Below are 18,462 nucleotides of genomic sequence, written 5' to 3' on the forward strand. Positions count from 1 at the left end.
TCCCTAACGAATGAGAAGAAGCTTAAATCCTTCATCAGACCAATGGTTGCCAAATCATCTGAAAAAGCATTTGATGATGAGAAATGGATCTTTGAAATAAAATGGGACGGCTATAGAGCCATTGCAGACCTCAGCCATGATGACCCCTTATTCTATTCCCGAAACGGAATTTCGTTTTTATCAAAATTCGGAAAAATCGCAGAAGACTTCAGCACTCAGAAATATAAGATGATTCTGGATGGTGAAATTGTGGCTTATGATCATAACGGAAGACCTAGTTTTCAGCTATTACAACAGATCGGAGACAATCCTGAGCAGGCTCTGGCTTATCAGGTCTTTGATCTTCTTTGGCTGAACGGCTATTCCACCGAAGATCTTCCCCTTCTGCAGCGGAAGGAACTGCTTAAAGAAGCTTTAACAGAAACAGAAATCATTAAATATTGTGATCATATTCCGGAAAAAGGAACTGCCTTTTTTAAACAGATGAAAAAAATGAAACTTGAAGGGATGATCGCAAAAAAAGCAGATAGCCGATATATTGAAAATCACAGAACCGGTGACTGGCTGAAAATAAAGTTCAGCAATACAGATGAAGCTATCATCTGCGGTTTTACAGAGCCGAGGGGTTCACGTGAGAGCTTCGGTGCATTGATCTTAGGAAAATTTATGAATGGTAAACTTAAGTACTGCGGTCATACAGGAACCGGCTTTAACAATGAATCATTAAAACAGCTTCACCAACAGCTTCAGAAACTGACTATAAAAACCTCTCCGTTTGAAACGATTCCTAAAACCAATATGCCTGTTATCTGGACGAAACCTGAGCTGGTTTGTGAAATTAAATATTCGGAAATCACCAAAGACGGCATCTACCGCCATTCTGTTTTTGTAACTCTCCGGGAAGACAAAGAGCCCGAAGAAATTGCAGAGGCTGAAAATAAATTAAGTTCAAACCGCAAACATCCAAAAATAATGAAAGCCAAAAGTTCGTTAAAAAAAACTGAAAATTCTGAAAAAGAAATTACTCTAAATAAGCATAAGGTAAAACTTACCAATCAGGATAAGATTTATTTTCCAAAAGATGGTATTACCAAAGGGGATGTGATAGAATATTATCAGTCTGTTGCCTCGTATATCCTTCCCTATCTTAAAAACCGGCCTTTGTCTCTGAACCGTTTTCCGAACGGCATTGAAGAGCAAGGCTTTTATCAGAAGGATGCCGGTGATAGCATTCCTGAATGGATCAAAACGACACAGGTCTACTCGGAATCCAATGATAAATATATTGATTATATCTACTGTAATGACAAAGCAACTCTGGCTTATCTGAATAATTTAGGCTGTATTGATCTCAACCCATGGAACAGTTCCCTGCCCGACCTGGAACATCCTGATTATCTTGTTCTGGACCTTGACCCATCAAAAAAGAACACATTTGATGATGTAGTTGAAACGGCCCTGCAGGTAAATGAAGTTTTAAAATCCGTTAAAGTGAAAGGCTATTGCAAAACTTCCGGAAGCACAGGAATCCACATTTATATTCCGATGGATGGGAAATATGATTTTGAACAGGTAAAAGATTTTGCACACATCCTGATGAAGCAGGTAAATGAAAAACTTCCCAAAATCACTACTCTGGAAAGAAGTCTTCAGAAAAGAGATGATAAAAAAATCTATCTCGATTATCTGCAGAACAGAACAGGACAGACTTTAGCGAGCGCATATAGTTTAAGGCCTAAAGAAGGAACCGCTGTTTCTATGCCGCTGGAATGGAATGAACTGAAACCTGGATTGAAACCTATTGACTTCAATATTCATAATGCGCTTGAAAGGATTAAAGAGAAGGGAGATTTATTTAAACCCGTTCTGGAAAAGGGAATTGATATGATGAAGACATTGGAATTGTTGCAGCCATAAATTAATAAAGCATTTCTTTAATTAATTTACTATACTCTTCCTGTTTTTTAAAGTCCCTGCCCATGTCTGTATCAATTTCATATTTATCCTGAAATTCAAGGTGCTCTTTATACATATCATCATATGTTTTTTGAAATTTTTCTATAAAGTCCTGTGAACCTTTGATCTCGACATCTATTTTCTTCTGCAATTTTTTTGCGAATATTTCCGCAATATCAAAATGGCCCTGCTCATGGGCTAAAAGTTGCAGTGTTTTATACTCAGGTTTTACCCAAGATGACAATTGATCAAAATCAGCATATATTTTAACTTTAATTCTTCCTGTCCAAATAGATTGTGATAAGATTTTGAATTTTATACTGACTGAAGAAACAGCAGCTGCCGTACTTATACCAATTTCACCCTTAAAATCATCAAATGACAACCTATTTTGGCGATTCCATTCAAGGTTCTGTTGTGAAAAACATAAAGAGGGTATTAAAATAAAAATTGATAGCAATAGTTTCATAATACAAATCAAGGAAGTTTTGCGACCAGGCTTTCCGGTAATATTTTCAAAATCAAATAAATAATTTTCCACTTAAAATTGGGAACAATAGTAAAGGTATTTCCAGCATTCACAATGAATTTCGCTACATAGTCCGGTTCCATAATCAGAGATTCATTCAGTTGCAGCCCTTCATTGATCTTGGTTCTGATGTAGCCAATCACCAAAACATTTACAATAATTTTTCTGAAAGCAAGCTCCTGTCGTAACCCTGCTAAATACTGGGTAAATGCAGCTTTCGTACTTCCATATACAAAATTGCTTTTTCTTCCCCTTACTCCGGAAAGCGAAGACAATCCGACAATCCTTTCCAGATTTCTATTGCTTTGATCCGTTGCAATGATGTTTAGGATAGATACCGCCCCCATATAATTAACCTGCATCATCTGGCTGGCTCCTTTAAAATCTTTTAATGCTTTTTCATTATCCACTAAAAATCCGGCAGCATACACCACAATATGAGGTTTTGCAGGAAGGCTGTCATAAAATGACTGGTGAGAATCAAAATCTACAGCGTCAAAGTACAAAATTCTGATTTTTGAAGCATCCAGACTGTTCTCTGTCACAAATTTCTCCAGTGATCTGGTATCCCGTGAAGCCGCCATTACTGAAAATCCTTTTTCAATATACTGTTTTATACACTGCTTGGCCACATCTGAATTGGCTCCTAAAATGAGAACGTTTTTGCCTGTATTCTGATTCATTCCACAAAGATATTTTATTTGTTTTTATTGGATGAAATAGAACAGTCTTAAATATACATCCGATTATACCAACTAAACCCGACAGGCTTTAGAAACCTGTTAGGTTTCAATTAAGATTCTCAAAATACAGAGTTCTATATCTCTAATCAGGTTATTTCTCTTTAAATTCTTTTTAATAAAAAAATCCGGCGCGGTGAGCTTTGCTCACCGCGCCGGAAAAATATCTTCAAACTGAAAAATTATTTTGTTTCAGCTTCATTTTCTTTTTTATCTGCTGTTTTTTCAGCAGCTTTTGCCTTATCTCCAAAACGCGCTTCAGTAAATTCTCTTGAAACCGCTGCTTTTTCGAATTTCAGCTTTCCGGATAATGTTTCAATAACGAAACCATCGTCCTGAACTTGGGCAATTCTTCCGTGAAGACCTGAAGTAAGCACTACTCTGGTTCCTACTTTTAAAGTTTCCTGGAAGTTCTTTTCCTGTTTTTGCTTTTTCATTTGCGGTCTTATCATCAGGAAATAAAAACCTACAAACATCACACCCATCATGATCAGCATCATTGAAGAAGATCCTTGTGGCTGTGCTTGTAAAAAGATTGTTAACATATAAGTTAAATTAAGGTTGAATGTTCGCTGTGAACGTTAATCTGATTGGAGACTTCTCTACATTGGCGAATACATCTGCATACTTCTGAACGTTTCCGTCGAAGTTAGTAGAATCAAAATGCAATGTAATTTTTCCTTTTTTACCTGGAAGAATCGGTTCTTTCGTAAAATCAGGAGCTGTACATCCGCATCCTGGCTTTACTTCAGAAATTACTAACGGATTGTTTCCAGTATTGGTAATTTCGTATACGTGCTCTACTTTATCTCCTTTTTTGATTTTCCCAAAATCGAAGTTGCTTTCACCTAAAGCCACTGTAGTTGATGGCTGGGTAGAAACCTGCGCAGGAACACCTGCCTCAGCGGTTACAGGAGTTACTGCAGAATCTGCAGGAGTACCAGCTGCTGAAGCTGTAGAATCTGTTGTAGTTTCAGTAGTCTGAGTTTCTTTGTTTTCTTTTTTGCAGGAAACCAAACCAAAGCCTATAATAGACAAAGCGATAATTGATAACGTCTTTTTCATGTTAAATTCTATTTTGATCTTTACAATATTTATCCAAAATTCCGTTAATGAAAATATTGGAACGGTCTGTAGCAAATACTTTCGCAATTTCAATATATTCATTAATAATAACTCTTGAAGGCGTAAAAGGAAAATTATCCAGTTCAGAGATGGAAGTTGACAAAATTACTTTATCCATTAAAGAAACTCTTTCCAGATCCCAATTTTCCAGTCTTTCTTCCAATTTCTTTTCATTGATTTCCCAGTTATTCAGCGTATCTCTAAGCAGTTTGCTGGCAAAAGTTTTATCCTCTTCATCTTTGATCATTTTAATCAGAGTTCTGCTTTCTTCATCTTCTTTCAGAAAACCAATTGTTTTCTGCACCATGGAATTGGCAATATGGATATCATCATACCATGAAAGTTCTTTGTCCCCTAAATAATCATGAAAATCATCATTTTCAGCGATATATCTTAAAAACAGTTTTCCAATGAACTTCTGATCATCTTCAAAAGAATATCCATCTTCTTTCATGAAATCCTGATATCGTTTTCCTGCAGTGATTCTCTGGAAAGTCTTCACCAATAAATCATCATGCATATCCCACTTCAGCTGTTTGTGCTGGCCTGTAAAAAATAACCTTTCAGGGTTTTCTTCCAGTTTAATCAGGATCTGGTTGTTGATGAATTTTTGGTTAGGATTGATATCAGCATCAGTTTTAATGAATTTATTTTTCCCGATCTCGATCTGGTTTTCTGCCAGTTCTTTGAGGGCTACTAAAAAATTCAGCTGATAGATGTATAGATAATAGATTTTCTCTATTCCTGAGAACATATTTTTCTCTAAAACATCAAACTTTACAGGATTCTGGTAGTAAGAATACACTGTTTGTACTACTTTTTCACGGATTTGTCGTCTTCCTAACATTCAAAGAGCTTTTTTATGGCTGCAAAGATACAAAATTTAAAATTGATGAAATTCGTAGTATGGTCACATTTTCGTAATTTTGTAAAACTTTATGAAAGCGCTAAAAACTTTAAACCCCTATTTTTGGAAACACAAAATACTTTTGTTTTGGGGGTTCTTATTTATCATTGCCAGTAATTTTTTCAATATATATAAAGTTCAGTTTATCGGAAAATCTGTAGACCAGCTTGCTGATATGAAAAACGGAAGTCTTGGCTTCAATAAACAGGTACTTATTTATGTGGCAATCATTGTGGCCAGTTCTCTTCTGACAGGTTTTTTTACATTCATGATGAGACAGACCATCATTGTAGCTTCAAGAAGGATTGAATATGAATTGAAAAATAAAATCTACAGGCATTATCAGGATCTGTCTTTAACAGATTACAAGCAGACCACCATCGGAGATCTGATGAACAGGCTTAGTGAAGATGTGGTTGCTGTAAGAATGTATCTTGGCCCCGGTGTAATGTACGTAGTGAACATCATCGTTTTGGTTGTGATCACGGCCATCTATATGGTGAGTACAGATACGTCTATGACTTTATGGACTCTTCTCCCGCTTCCGATCCTGTCTTATCTTATATTTAAGGTAAGTTCTATTATTAATAAGAAATCGAAGGTCATGCAAAAAAGCCAGTCTGCGATTTCTACATTTGTACAGGACAGCTTTTCAGGAATCCGCGTAGTGAAGTTTTTTGCTAAAGAAAAATACATCGAGAAAAACTATGGCATCAAAGTAACGGATTATCAGGACAAAGCTTTGGATTTAGCCAAAACAGAAGCATATTTCTTTACCATTATTCTATTTGTAATCGGGCTTTTGAATGTTGCTGTGATCTGGATTGGAGGACAGAAATATATTGCAGGAGAACTGAGCGTGGGTAAAATTGCAGACTTCTTTATGTACATCAACATCCTGATATGGCCATTCTCTTTGGTAGGTTGGGTAACTTCAGTTAACCAGAGGGCTGAAGCCTCAATGCAGAGGATCAATGAATTTATGGATAAAAAATCAGAGATTGTAAATACCAACTTTGAGACTTATCCAATTAAAGGGGATATTGAATTCAGAAATGTGACTTATGTTTATCCCAATACAGGAATCACAGCGCTTGACAACTTAAATTTTAAGATTAACGCAGGTGAATCACTGGCCATCATGGGTAAAACCGGAAGCGGAAAGTCTACTATTGCTCTCCTGCTCTGCCGATTGATTGATCCCACGGAAGGAGAAATTCTTATTGATGGGAAAAATCTTAAAGAGCACAATCTGGACAATTACAGAAAATTCCTTGGTTATATTCCTCAGGAAAGCTATTTATTCTCAGATTCTATTGAAAATAATATTGGCTTTGCCATCGATAACCCTTCTCATGAGAAAGTAGTGGAATATGCAAAAATTGCTGATGTAGATAAAAATATTATTGAATTTAAAGAGCAGTATAAAACACTTGTAGGTGAACGCGGAGTGATGCTTTCGGGAGGTCAGAAACAGAGAATCTGCATCGCCAGAGCCCTGATCAAAGACCCTAATATCATCATTTTTGACGACTCTTTATCTGCTTTGGACACCAAAACGGAACAGAATATTCTTGAAAATATTGACAAAAAAATTCGTAACGCTACTTCCATAATTATCACACACAGAGAGTCTAGCGCTCAAAAAGCAGACAAAATCCTCAACCTTACCGAAATTGCCAATTCTGTAACCGCATAGCCGTTTCATTCCCAATTGTTAAATAAATCATAAAAAAAATTTTGTGATTAAAAGAATTCTTTTATATTTGTTCTTAACAAGATTAAAAAATATCTAACAATGAGTGAATACAAGGAACGCCATGAAAATGAAATTTTCACTAAGGTGTTAAAAGCAGGGAGAAGAACTTATTTCTTTGATGTGCGCGAGACGAAAGCAGGAGATTATTATCTTACGATTACCGAAAGCAAAAAGAATTTCGGGGAGAATGGGGAAGCTACATTCGAGAAGCACAAAATTTATCTTTACAAAGAAGATTTTAAAAGTTTTCAGGAGATGTTTAATGAGTCCACAGATTTCATCATTAACGAAAAGGGTGAGGATGTAATTTCAGAAAAACATGACAAAGACTTCAAAAGCAGAACCTACACAATTGATTCTGACGACGAAGTTTAAAAAAAGAATATCTAAAAACACAAGCATCTGAAAAAGGTGCTTTTTTTTGTATCTGAAAATGTGCAGATCAAAGTACAAAACGAGATCAGGTTGTAAAAACTTACTTTGCCTTGATAAATACCTCTAATGGACATTATAACAAAAGGTACACCCTTGAAAGTGTACCTTTTTAGTTTTATAAAAGCTTTACAATTGATCTTCTATACAAATTCTCTTTTGATCTGGGAAAGTATAGTCGGATCCTGTATTTCATTGTCTTTGGCCAGCAATAAAACTTTAGACAGAGCTTCCGCAGATTTTGGATCATCATCGGCAAAAGGCAAGAATAATCTTCCTCTGTGCTGTGAATGAACGGGAAGTATGGACAGATAATTGCCCGGAACCTGATGCACAACTGCACTGCCCAGGTGAACACTGTATTCCGCCATTTTTCCTTTAACCAATACGTGTGAGCCTTCAATTCTTACATTATCCAGCTTGAAAAGTTTTGCTGTTTCCTTCATCAATACCGCCCTCATTTCAATGGAAGAATGGCTCGCCTCCGGATCTACATTTCCAACGTGGGCAACCGATACCACCAGATCCACATCACGCATGACCTCAGAGAACAGCCTCGGGTTAATCTCTTCAAAAGGAATATTCTTATACGTTTTCAATGAATGGAATTCTATGGTTTCCAGGGTCGGGCTCTCTATATCGGCAGGTGAAAACCAATCAGCCATCGCATACAATTTCACCTGAAAGCCTTCTTTATGGTAGACTTTCTGTAATCCTTCTTCGTGGTCTACTTTCCATCCTCTTGTTTTCAGAAGGGCTAAAGTATGTTTCGGCTGGATCTGATGCCCTGCATAACGGCGTGATATAGATTTTTCCTTCAGTTCATCAGGAGTCGGCACGTACAATTCCCTGAAAATCTGTTTGAACGGCTGGATCAGCTTTTCTGTAAAGCAGTAATGCTGATAGTCACTCCACACAGAATTATGATGCAGATCCACACAATGAGCAATACGCAGAGTATTATCTTCGCTTAATTTCTGAATTTCTCCATGGGTATTCACCAGATTTCCGTTATGGAAGAACCCTATTTTCCCGTCATTGGAAATAAACACCAGCTTTTCCAGATGTTTTACAATAACCGGATGTTCAAATAAATTTTGAATTTCAGCAAAAAGGAATTCATCCCCCCTGATCATTGCCTCTTCCAAACCTTTCCGGGAACGGGTCCACTGCTCACGCATAATCTTCCTATAACTACCCAGCTCCAGAATAGCTTTATCTTTTTTAATTTTCGGCGGAATTGATTTCAGCTGTTTATCATCCCGGAACACGACAAGCTCGGCTTTCCCGTCAGTTTCTATGATTAAACCTACCGTTACACCATCTATTGTTACTTGTGTTTCTTTTGACAGCAGGTTTTGGATCTGTTTGGTTTCCATTGCCCAGGTCAGCCGGATTGGATCAGGATAGCCTGCATTTCTGGCTAAGTTTTCTAAAGCAACTCTTACCGCCAATGCTTCACTGGCCTGCTTCATAGAGCCAAATTCACGGCTTTCTTTTTTGAACTGCTGTATATATTCGTACCGGTTCAGTACATCTTTCTCCGGGTTGGTTTTACTTAACGGAACAAGTCCATAGACACGGAGAAAATCCTGATCCCGTTTATCTTTTACTTTAGCCGTTACTTCTTTTATTTTCAGACTTCCGGTAAGAGTGTCAGAATAAAGCCTTGCGCGGCGGTGTCCGTTTCCGTCAGAAATATATTTGGCGGATTCGTAAAGCATTTCCCAGCGGGTTTTCCCCAATTCTTTATATGCCTGAGTAAACCAATCTTTATCTACTGCCCCGTCTTTAAATTCCTGAATATCCACAGATGAATATTTTGCAGCCTCACTTTCCAGCTCTGAATTCTGTTCCTGATAAGCCCCGGTTTTAGTATGGGCATGCATCCACCAAATCGCTGAATCCAGACCTTTCCAGCCTAAATAACTACTGATTAACTTCTGCCATTGCGGAGCATACACAGCAGCCTGTATCAGGCGTAATTCTGTAATATTCTCCTTTTTCACCATTTCGTTGAATGATTTCTGGGTATCTGTCTCCAGAGGATAGCACTGAGATAACAGATAAGAAAAGAGCTTCTGCTTGGTCATGCTTTCATTGCCATAGCTGTATATATAATTGGCATACAACCCGGATTTACCCAAGCCTTTCAGGATCTGCACAAATCTGTCTGCCCCGTAAATTGCCCGGAATTCCTGTACAAAGTGGGAAACAGCAGTATTGGCATCACCACGGATAAGTTCTACGTCCAGGAATTTGTTCTGTATTTCTTTGATCATCGGTTTCAGGAAAGGGAAAATTTCCAGCAGCTTCTCGCTGTTCTTATAGAATTTAACAGTCGTAAGGTTTCTTATGACGGAATCTCCCGTGAAAATTCCTTCGTACAGTTCATCTTTGGTAATGATCTTCAGTTCGTACGCTTTACAGAATAAATAAAAATCCGGAACAGTATGTTTTACATTTTCCGGCAGTCCGTTAAACTGCATCCAACGGAATAAGTTCCATAACTTGGTTAATTGCTCATCTGTAATTTTCTGGTACGGAACTGCATCTAAGAACAGATTAAAAAATCCCGTCTGCTGCCAGCCGTTTCCGTCATACCTATAATAATAATCGTTTTCTTTTGCTTTATGATTGATAATTTCCTCCGGAAGATTGGCAAACAAAGTACTGCAGATATCCAGTAAGAAATCTGTTCTTTCTTCAAATACAAATTTATACCGCAGGGAATCCAGAATGTACTTAATAGGATTATCCCAGAAATAGCCTCCTTTTTTAGGATTCGGAAGGACATCCTTACAATAGAACACATAGTTTTCAAGAAAATCTCTGAACTTTTTACGGTCGCAGCTTTCCGCAAAGGTCATCAGGAAAAGATCTCTTGGCTCAAGCCCCGAATCTTTATACCATTGCTCCCAAACTTCATGCAAAGGATAATTCTCAGCAAGCTGTGCACCTGTAAAGCCTTCGGTGTTTCTTTTCATTTGTGTGAAACTATTTCCCAACAACTGCTTTTGCATTGATCCATCCCAGTTTTCAAATTCGTATTCGTGGTCTTTATGTTTCTGGAACAGGTCATTCAGTTTTTTCAGTTCTGCCTTTATCTGACTTAATGGCTGTGTGAAACCGTATTTTTCTTTTTTAACAGCCTGTGCATATACTGAATCCGTCTTCACTTCCGGTAGCTCAAATTTAGAAATAACCTTAGGATCATAGAATCCAAAGCCATTTTCAGGAGAAAGCTGTTCTTTATCCCCGGAAGGATTAAGCTGGTCAAGAAGATTCTGTTCCCTCTCAGAGATCTTTGTTTTTTCTGAATATTGTTTTGTCCATTCCGTGATTCGGGCCGGCACTCTTCTGTTTTTTTGAAGCTGAAGCATGAGATCGAGGGAAGCTGTTCTCTGCTCTACATCTCCTTTGGTCATTAGTTCTTCCACAAACGGAACAACCGCTTCATCTTCCTGCTGGATAACCAGTTCAATCAGTTTCTTACGGAGTGTTCCGCCTTTTCTTTTGAACATATCGAAGAAAGTCATTACCTCCTCTTTATTCAGAGGATTCTGAAGGAGCACATTAATTCCTGAAGCAATCAAAGATTCTCCCCTGTCCTTTATAATTCTGAAAGCAAATTCTTTCTGAAAAGGAGTAACAGCATTTTTCTTTTTCCCCATTCCGTAAGAGAATGAATAGCAGTAAAAGTCTCCTAAAAGTGCTCTCGTTAACTGTTCACGTAATGAAAGTTCAAACTGATCGAAATAAGAAAGTACCAGATCCAGCTTTGCTTTATCTTCTCCCACCAGGTAGAACATTGAAGAATAGAAATTACTCTTATTAAAAGCAGCATTAAGCCACGAGAATATTTTTCCCTCGAATTTCTTTTCTTTTATGTCTATCTTTTGGGTTAATTCATGAAGCTTCTCAAAGAAATCCGGGTAATCTGCATTATTGATATAGAATTTTGAAACTGTATTCACACTTAACAATGAAGATAAGGGATACCCAACAAATGCCAGAACCTGCAGATCGTCTTCCTGTATTGCTTTATAGAATAACGGCATCTGAATATAAGGATCTCCGGTTTCCACAGCAAATTTTACAGCCAGACATTTTTTTTCCGTATTTCCTTTATCAAAGAGCTGGTGCAGATAAGGAACTGTTTTTTCCACATCCCAGACCGCCTGCACCCAAAGTGCCATATAGACTTCGTTATTGTTTTTACTTTTTATGGCATTAGGAATCTCTTCCGGATTATTGAAATAGGTATCTGCTAATGAAACAATGTTTTTTACTACTGATTCTTTTTCTGCATCCCATCCCAAACCGGTCCAGGTATCAATAGCCCGTACAACAGAAGAAAAACGGGTAAGTTTATGCTCAAGAATTACATGAACCATGTACTGAAGGGCTCCGATACTGGTTTCATCCAGAGCTTCGAGTATAGTTTGGCGAAGACCTTCCTGTCTCTGGGCTGCCAGCAGCAACTTTTCAACTAATTCCCAGCAGTGCTTCTGCTCACTGTTTAGTAAAGCCTTAATGATATTTCTGGATACTTTTCCTTCTGTATGCTTATTGAAAATGATATCCTCAATCAGTTGGTAAACAGCTTTATTCCCTGTGTCGATGGCTGCCGACCATATATAAAACTGATATGAATTATGAGTTACCGCCTGATCATTGATGATCTGTTCTTCCAGTGAAAGATCATAATGCTGATTACCACTGCTGTAATTATAGATCATCGGAAACTTTATCAGCTCTCTCAACAGGTTAACCTGGTTAAGCAATAAATACTTCTCATTATTCGGGGCCCGGAATGAACGGCGATAATATCCCGTCTGGTACATTTTATAAGCCATTTTATTCCAGACATATTTCACCAGATCAGCATGAGCTCCAAAATAATAGACCAGTAATTCATAGTACTCTTTATCCTCCCAAATATCAGATTTGATGTACTGTTTAAGCTTTTCTGTCTCTTTAGAGCCTACAGTAAGTTCCTGATAATAATCTGTTTTTCCCTTCAGCAATAGCGCCATCTCTGCTACATGTCTTTTAAGAATAGGCTTATCCGGAAAGACACGAGAAGAAATATTTCCCTCTGCCAGTGCTTTAAGATCTTTTTTTACTTTTTCATAATAATTGCTGACGAGGGTCTTTGATTTTAGTTTTTCTGTAATTTCCATTTATATTGTTACTTAGTGTGATTATTTTACCAATAGCTTCCTGCCAGAAAGGTGAGCCTGATGAAAGTGAAGGTATATTCCTGACTCAGATCAATGGTCTGGGCTAGGTTTTCAAGCTGTTCATCATTATAAAATACAGCAAACAATCCGTCTTCAAAAGCCTGAATGGCGTTTTCCTGAGCTTTTGCCAGATCTGCTTTCTTTTGATTGTAAATGCTTCCGAACCCTACTTTTCCAGTATCGGTAAGGATATTCAGATAATTGTCTACAGGGATTTTAGCATCATCTTCGTCTTCCAATTCAAATGATTTTGTATTAAATGCTTCAACTTGCTGTTGAACAATACGCTTTAATAGCTCTTCCAGGGTAATACTGTTTTCTGAATATCCTATTTCAAGCTTCTGTTCTGCAAGAACGGGATGTTTCTTTCCTAATTGTTTTACAGTGACCTTTATTTCCATATTTGAAGTTAGTGTGGACTAAATATAGGGAAATTTTCAGCCTCCATGTGTTATATTCACCTTTTTACCGCTTATCAAACTCCAGCTTTACATTAAAAAAAAATCTATACATCCCATTTATTTTTAAGGAAATAAAAATGAAAAAGCGATATTATTTAGTGTTTTTGATTGTTTTCAATAATTTCCGATGATCTATACAATATAAAAATGGATAAATAAATTTGAAAATCAGATAATTATCAACAATTTCCCTTAAGACTTACTCTTCGTTTATGCTTCTTCCTCGTAATAAATTGGAATATATACTGATCTTTTATCGATTTTGGCTGAAAAAAAATTCTACTTAAATGTTTTAATAAAACACATTATGATACTATATTTTACATTTTATATTGTATTTTTTATAATTTCTTTTAATTCTATTTAATTTTTATTGAAAATCATTTAATTTAAAGAGTTTCTGTAAATTTGGAAATTGTCTTTTGGATATTTAAGATGTTGTAAGAGCTATGATTTAATTCAGAGATTGATAAAAAACCAACTTAAAATATATAAATATGATTAACCGTAAATTCTTTTTTCCGGTATTATTAATTCTGGCCATACTTGTGCCTTCTTTTGCTAATCTATCAGCTCACGGATATGTGGTAAGCCCCGCTTCACGGGGATACCAGGGAAGTCTGGATAAAGCCACAATAGGTTATGGTGCAGCATTGGCGTTGTATGGAACAGTTATTAATGAACCTGGATCCTTAGAAGCTCTTAAAGGCTTTCCTGCACTTGGACCTGCAGATGGGAAAATTGCTTCAGCAAATGGAAGTATAGGAGGAAACACTCTGCTGGACATTCAAACTGCTGACCGTTGGAAGAAAACAAATATTACAGCCGGTGTGAATACTTTTATCTGGAAATATCTTGCTTATCACGCAACAGCGAAATGGCATTATTATATGACCAAACCCGGGTGGAATCCAAATAAACCTCTTACCCGCCAGGATCTTGAACTTATAGGAGAGGTATCACATAATGGTACACCACCACAAGACAATATTCCTCACCATATTACAGTTCCGGCTAACCGTACAGGGTATCATGTTATCTTAGCAGTATGGGATGTTGCAGATACCGAAAATGCATTTTATAATGTAATTGATGTAAATGTAACGTCTGGAACAGGAATTTCCATACCACCGGCAGTACCAACGGGTCTTGCTCAAGTGGGAGTAACAAGTTCTTCAGCTAAAATCAGCTGGACACAACAGGCAGATGCTGTGTCCTATACTGTTTTCCGAAACGGCCAAAGTTTGCAGCAAGTGAGTGTGGCACAATTCGAAGACCAGGGATTGTCTGCCAATACGGTTTATACTTATGAAGTACAGGCAAAAGGTTCTAACGGATTGATATCAGGAAAAAGTACTCCGCTTACTGTAAAAACAAATAGTGAAGGAATTCCGGAAAAGCCTGTAGCGCCAACAAACCTTCATTCAATGGGAGTAACAGAAAACTCCGTTTCAATAATGTGGACCGCTTCAAGCCACACCCAAGGAATCAAAAACTATCAGATCTTTGAGAATAATATTAAAATTGGAGAAACTGTACAAACCCATTTTTTACGTTCAGGTTTATCCCAAAATACAGAATATCGTTATACTGTGAGAGCTGTTTCCATGAATGAACAGCTATCTGAATTCAGTAATGAATTAAAAATCAGAACCAAGACAGCATCCCCGGGTGGAGGGCAGATATATTGTGGGGCAGAGCAGTATAAATCTGCCAATGCATATGCTACAGCCGGGACAAAAGTCTTCTATTCCTGCAGAATCTGGAAAAACAAATGGTATGCGAATCCAGGTGAGCTTCCGGGAACAGATATGGTTTGGGAAGAAGTGAACATATGCAGCGAAGGACCAAACTGCATGTCTAATCCTCCTGTTACCTATTGCGGATCTCAGGAATATAATTCGATAAAGGTTTATCCAGCAGCCGGAACAAGAGTGTTCTATGCATGTAAGATATGGGAAAACAAATGGTATGCGAATCCTGGGGAAGCTCCGGGAGCAAATCCTGTATGGAAAGTAATAAGTGATTGCAATGAAGGCCCGGCCTGCTCAACAGGAGTTACAAATAGAGAAAGTGCTCTTTCGGTAATAGTATCTGACAATATGATCAACTTTGTACCGGAAAGCCAGTACGGGAAAATAAACCGGGTGAGCGTAATTAACTCTGGTGGAATTGAGATGATATCTGCTTCTTCCCCTGCAAAAAACAGCATTAACATCAGCCATCTTCAACCCGGAATCTATTTTGTGAAAATTCATTATAAAGATGGAAACAGGATCACTAAAACCATCAGAAAATAATAGATAAAAATATAGAAATATAAATGGAGGCTATCTCACTTTTGAGACAGCCTCTTTTATTTTTTATCGCTATTCCTTCCTAGTCCAAAAGAGAGAAATTACTATTTGGAAGTCCAGTCAGAATAATCCGGGGCATTAAATAGCCAGATATGACAAAGAAAATATCAACTCCTGTAAAGCCTACTTTAAAAAAAGAAAATTTAAAATGATATAGCAATACGCAACTACAGATATTGCCCGGAGAAAGGAAATATCATTTCTGAATTTCATGAATCAATTTTAAAGGAGATATTGACGAATCATCAAATATTCTCAATTCAACAAAATTGGTAAGAAAGCTTTTAAAAGTAATTTACAAATCGTAAGGTTGTACGAAATAATAATCTTCTTTTTATGAATTGAAGTTGTATAAAAATAAAAAAGTACACTATAAAAGTGTACTTTTCTTGGGTGAATGATGGGTCTCGAACCCACGACCTTCGGAACCACAATCCGACGCTCTAACCAACTGAGCTACAATCACCGTTTTGTGAGTGCAAATATAGGAAAGATTTTTTAATTACAAAACAATTCCATCAAAATTTTTCAAAGCAATTAACTTTTCTGTTGTAAAGCCCTCAGCATAAGCAACTCCCGATAATCGACCTAAATCCTGAGCACGGTAGGTCAGGCTCTCAAAAAAGTCTTTTGTGGCAATCGGAGTGACGGGTTCTTTAGAAGCCGGGTCATAAAACTGAGTTTTGAAAGCCATGCAGGCCTCAATTTTTTTATCCAGATGCTCAGAGATGTCAATAACGAATTCAGGTTTGATATCTTTCCACTGAATATAATGGAAAATATGCTTTGGTCTCCAAACTTCCTGATTTTCTCCATCCAGAACTGTTTCAATTTTTCTCAGTCCGGACAAAAAGCACGCATCCGACACTAATTTCGCTCCTTTTGCATGGTCCGGATGTCTGTCATCAATAGCATTGGCTAAGACGATTTCCGGCCTATATCTGCGGATCATTTTTACAATCCTCATCTGATATTCTTCGGAGTTCATTAAAAAGCCGTCTTTCATTCCAAGATTCTCTCTTGCTGAAACCCCCAATATTTTTGCAGCCTCTGTGGCTTCTTCTTTTCTTGTTTCATCGGTTCCTCTTGTTCCGAGCTCTCCTTTGGTAAGATCTACAATAACGCAGGTCTTCCCTTCCGAAATCATTTTGGCTATCGTTCCGCCACATCCCAGCTCTACATCGTCAGGATGTGCTCCAAAAGCAAGTATATCTGTTTTCATAGTATAAAGATAAGCTTTAAAATAAAAACTTCCCAAACATTACGAATGGGAAGTTTTAATATCTATAATTTAAATTATTTATTGATCTCTGCGTTTAATTTTACAGCATCCTGATAACTTGGATCAAGCTGTAAGGATTTAGCAACATAATCTTTAGCTTTTGCAGCATCAGAGTCTTTTACCATATAAGCTACAGCAAAGTAAGCATAAGCAAGAGTTTGCTTATTAGCATCTCTATCAGCTGGTTTTACTGTACTGATGAATTTTTCATAAGCAAGTTTTGCTGCATCATTATTTCCTGCCTGCTGGTAAGAGTATCCCTGACTGTAATAAGCCGGAGCCCAGTCCGGAAGAAGGGCAATCATTTTCTGCCATGTAAGAACAGCACCATTCCAGTTTTTAGCGTCCTGATAAGCAGTTGCTAACTTGAATAATGAATCTGAATCCTGTGAATTTTCAGCTACTTTTTTCTTAAGTGCTTCAATTTCTGGAGTAGTAGGACCTTTATCAGCTTCTGCCTGAGAAGCTCCACCCCCTGCAATATTCGCTAATTCTACATCCCATTTCATTGTTTCATCTTTTGCAGCTTTAGCAATAGCAATTTTCTGCTGTGCTTCGTTCGTTAAAGCTGTTTTCTTAGCCGCATCCGTTTCTGTCTTAGCTAAACCTGCTGCGATAAGTCCCTGAAGCCCCTGGTCTGCAGGCTGGATTCTTGTTTTCTCTGCCTGAGAAACAAAAGTATCCATATTTTGTTTTGCTTCTGCGTAGTTTCCATCAGCATAAGACTGATATGCTCTCAACTTAAATTTGATTGGATCTTCAATTTTATCAAAGATTTTATCTAATACAGTTTTAGAGTTTGCATAATCTTCGTTAGTGAAATATAATTTAGAAATTTCTAATTGTGTATATGGATCTTCGTCAGCATATTTTGTATAGTTGATAAGGTCCTGAGTAGCTTTTGCGTTCTGCTGGTATCTGATGTCATAAGATGCCAGAGCTTTGTAGGCAGGTGCGTAAGTAGCATCTACACCAATAGCTTTATCAATACTCTGTTTAGCCTGCTGCCATTGTTGTGCAGCCATCCATAAAGTCGCCATTCTTGTATATACAGACGCTTTATTTTTAGCTAAAGGAAGTGCTTTGTCGTAAGCAGACATTGCTTCTCCCGGGTTTCTCTTCAACCTATAAGCATCCCCCAGTGTATAGTAGAAATGAGCAGGAACTCCTTTCTTTTCAGCTTTCTCAATTGCTTTTGTAAGATATTGGATTGCTGCATCCGGAGCACTGTTTTTTTCAAATAAAGTCAATGCTTCAGCAGCTCTGAACAATACTTCAGGATCTTTTTCTCTAGAATCAGTTACAATTTTCTGAATTTCAGTGATGGCGCTTTTATCACCTTTACCTAATTTTACAGTAGCCAGACCGATTTTGTTTAAAAAGCTCTTACCATCTGCAGCCAGACCTTTGTTGAAACTTTCGATAGCTTTAGCATAATCAGGCTCTCCTTGCTTTAAATAAGTATTTCCTAAGTAGAAGTAATTCTCAGCACTAGGCTCTTTCGCGATCATATTCGTGAAATTAGTTTTTGCCTGTGCAAATTTATCACTGTCTATGCTGTTAATACCGTCCTGCAGCGTCTGTGCAGAAGCGAAACCAGCAAAAAATACTACGGCTGCTCCAAAAGCAATCTTCTTTACATTCATAATCATTATATCTTTCATTTTA

At 37.4% G+C, this 18,462-nt stretch carries 13 protein-coding genes and 1 tRNA gene; 4 read left to right on the forward strand and 10 right to left on the reverse strand.

Annotated features, from left to right (window positions below; all coding sequences use genetic code 11):
- Positions 1 to 42: 42 nt before the first annotated feature.
- A complete protein-coding gene (gene ligD, locus FW768_RS12690; protein ID WP_153395952.1) occupies positions 43 to 1,917 on the forward strand; it encodes a DNA ligase D in 1,875 nt (624 codons plus the stop codon).
- A gap of 1 nt (position 1,918) precedes the next feature.
- On the opposite strand, the gene FW768_RS12695 is transcribed toward ligD, so the two are convergent.
- From FW768_RS12695 to FW768_RS12715, 5 genes are all read right to left on the reverse strand, one after another.
- Positions 1,919 to 2,425: a hypothetical protein gene (locus FW768_RS12695; RefSeq protein WP_185151974.1), complete on the reverse strand. Its 507-nt coding sequence runs from the start codon at positions 2,423 to 2,425 to the stop codon at positions 1,919 to 1,921.
- Between the two features lie 8 nt (positions 2,426 to 2,433).
- A complete protein-coding gene (locus FW768_RS12700) occupies positions 2,434 to 3,168 on the reverse strand; it encodes an SDR family NAD(P)-dependent oxidoreductase (protein WP_153395956.1) in 735 nt (244 codons plus the stop codon).
- A 239-nt stretch (positions 3,169 to 3,407) separates the two neighbouring features.
- A complete protein-coding gene (yajC, locus tag FW768_RS12705; RefSeq protein ID WP_062702310.1) occupies positions 3,408 to 3,770 on the reverse strand; it encodes a preprotein translocase subunit YajC in 363 nt (120 codons plus the stop codon).
- A gap of 10 nt (positions 3,771 to 3,780) precedes the next feature.
- On the reverse strand, positions 3,781 to 4,290 hold the full coding sequence (locus FW768_RS12710) for a DUF1573 domain-containing protein (RefSeq protein WP_153395958.1): 510 nt from the start codon (positions 4,288 to 4,290) through the stop codon (positions 3,781 to 3,783).
- Position 4,291: 1 nt separating this feature from the next.
- Positions 4,292 to 5,197 (reverse strand): transcription antitermination protein NusB, encoded by a 906-nt coding sequence (locus tag FW768_RS12715; RefSeq protein ID WP_153395960.1) that lies wholly within the window; start codon positions 5,195 to 5,197, stop codon positions 4,292 to 4,294.
- A gap of 91 nt (positions 5,198 to 5,288) precedes the next feature.
- On the opposite strand from FW768_RS12715, the gene FW768_RS12720 reads away from it, so the two are divergent.
- Together FW768_RS12720 and FW768_RS12725 are read left to right on the forward strand one after the other, a co-directional pair.
- Entirely contained in the window at positions 5,289 to 6,956 is a 1,668-nt protein-coding gene (locus FW768_RS12720) for an ABC transporter ATP-binding protein (RefSeq protein WP_153395962.1), read from the forward strand.
- 99 nt (positions 6,957 to 7,055) lie between these two features.
- Positions 7,056 to 7,391, forward strand: coding sequence for a DUF3276 family protein (locus tag FW768_RS12725; RefSeq protein WP_029295477.1), 336 nt, complete (start codon positions 7,056 to 7,058; stop codon positions 7,389 to 7,391).
- A gap of 200 nt (positions 7,392 to 7,591) precedes the next feature.
- Here the strand turns inward: FW768_RS12725 and FW768_RS12730 are convergent, their stop codons facing one another.
- Together FW768_RS12730 and FW768_RS12735 are read right to left on the reverse strand one after the other, a co-directional pair.
- Entirely contained in the window at positions 7,592 to 12,634 is a 5,043-nt protein-coding gene (locus FW768_RS12730) for a DUF4132 domain-containing protein (protein ID WP_153395964.1), read from the reverse strand.
- A gap of 26 nt (positions 12,635 to 12,660) precedes the next feature.
- Entirely contained in the window at positions 12,661 to 13,095 is a 435-nt protein-coding gene (locus FW768_RS12735; RefSeq protein WP_153395966.1) for a hypothetical protein, read from the reverse strand.
- A 557-nt stretch (positions 13,096 to 13,652) separates the two neighbouring features.
- Here FW768_RS12735 and FW768_RS12740 point away from each other — a divergent pair.
- Positions 13,653 to 15,455 carry a lytic polysaccharide monooxygenase gene (locus FW768_RS12740; RefSeq protein ID WP_153395968.1) on the forward strand — a complete coding sequence of 601 codons (1,803 nt, stop codon included), beginning with the start codon at positions 13,653 to 13,655 and terminating at the stop codon, positions 15,453 to 15,455.
- A 448-nt stretch (positions 15,456 to 15,903) separates the two neighbouring features.
- On the opposite strand, the gene FW768_RS12745 is transcribed toward FW768_RS12740, so the two are convergent.
- The 3 genes from FW768_RS12745 to FW768_RS12755 form a co-directional block, all read right to left on the reverse strand.
- Positions 15,904 to 15,979 (reverse strand) — tRNA-His (locus tag FW768_RS12745).
- Between the two features lie 35 nt (positions 15,980 to 16,014).
- Entirely contained in the window at positions 16,015 to 16,734 is a 720-nt protein-coding gene (gene bshB1, locus FW768_RS12750; RefSeq protein WP_153395970.1) for a bacillithiol biosynthesis deacetylase BshB1, read from the reverse strand.
- Positions 16,735 to 16,808: 74 nt separating this feature from the next.
- Entirely contained in the window at positions 16,809 to 18,458 is a 1,650-nt protein-coding gene (locus FW768_RS12755; protein WP_153395972.1) for a tetratricopeptide repeat protein, read from the reverse strand.
- Positions 18,459 to 18,462 lie beyond the last annotated feature (4 nt).

Source organism: Chryseobacterium vaccae (genome assembly GCF_009602705.1).
GTDB classification, from domain to species: domain Bacteria; phylum Bacteroidota; class Bacteroidia; order Flavobacteriales; family Weeksellaceae; genus Chryseobacterium; species Chryseobacterium vaccae.

What these genes read in the sequence shown, in the direction of transcription:
- ligD (WP_153395952.1), top strand. Translation starts at nt 43, where the DNA reads ATGGTTGCCAAATCATCTGAAAAAGCATTTGATGATGAGAAATGGATC.
- FW768_RS12695 (WP_185151974.1), bottom strand. Translation starts at nt 2,425, where the DNA reads ATGAAACTATTGCTATCAATTTTTATTTTAATACCCTCTTTATGTTTT.
- FW768_RS12700 (WP_153395956.1), bottom strand. Translation starts at nt 3,168, where the DNA reads ATGAATCAGAATACAGGCAAAAACGTTCTCATTTTAGGAGCCAATTCA.
- yajC (WP_062702310.1), bottom strand. Translation starts at nt 3,770, where the DNA reads ATGTTAACAATCTTTTTACAAGCACAGCCACAAGGATCTTCTTCAATG.
- FW768_RS12710 (WP_153395958.1), bottom strand. Translation starts at nt 4,290, where the DNA reads ATGAAAAAGACGTTATCAATTATCGCTTTGTCTATTATAGGCTTTGGT.
- FW768_RS12715 (WP_153395960.1), bottom strand. Translation starts at nt 5,197, where the DNA reads ATGTTAGGAAGACGACAAATCCGTGAAAAAGTAGTACAAACAGTGTAT.
- FW768_RS12720 (WP_153395962.1), top strand. Translation starts at nt 5,289, where the DNA reads ATGAAAGCGCTAAAAACTTTAAACCCCTATTTTTGGAAACACAAAATA.
- FW768_RS12725 (WP_029295477.1), top strand. Translation starts at nt 7,056, where the DNA reads ATGAGTGAATACAAGGAACGCCATGAAAATGAAATTTTCACTAAGGTG.
- FW768_RS12730 (WP_153395964.1), bottom strand. Translation starts at nt 12,634, where the DNA reads ATGGAAATTACAGAAAAACTAAAATCAAAGACCCTCGTCAGCAATTAT.
- FW768_RS12735 (WP_153395966.1), bottom strand. Translation starts at nt 13,095, where the DNA reads ATGGAAATAAAGGTCACTGTAAAACAATTAGGAAAGAAACATCCCGTT.
- FW768_RS12740 (WP_153395968.1), top strand. Translation starts at nt 13,653, where the DNA reads ATGATTAACCGTAAATTCTTTTTTCCGGTATTATTAATTCTGGCCATA.
- bshB1 (WP_153395970.1), bottom strand. Translation starts at nt 16,734, where the DNA reads ATGAAAACAGATATACTTGCTTTTGGAGCACATCCTGACGATGTAGAG.
- FW768_RS12755 (WP_153395972.1), bottom strand. Translation starts at nt 18,458, where the DNA reads ATGAAAGATATAATGATTATGAATGTAAAGAAGATTGCTTTTGGAGCA.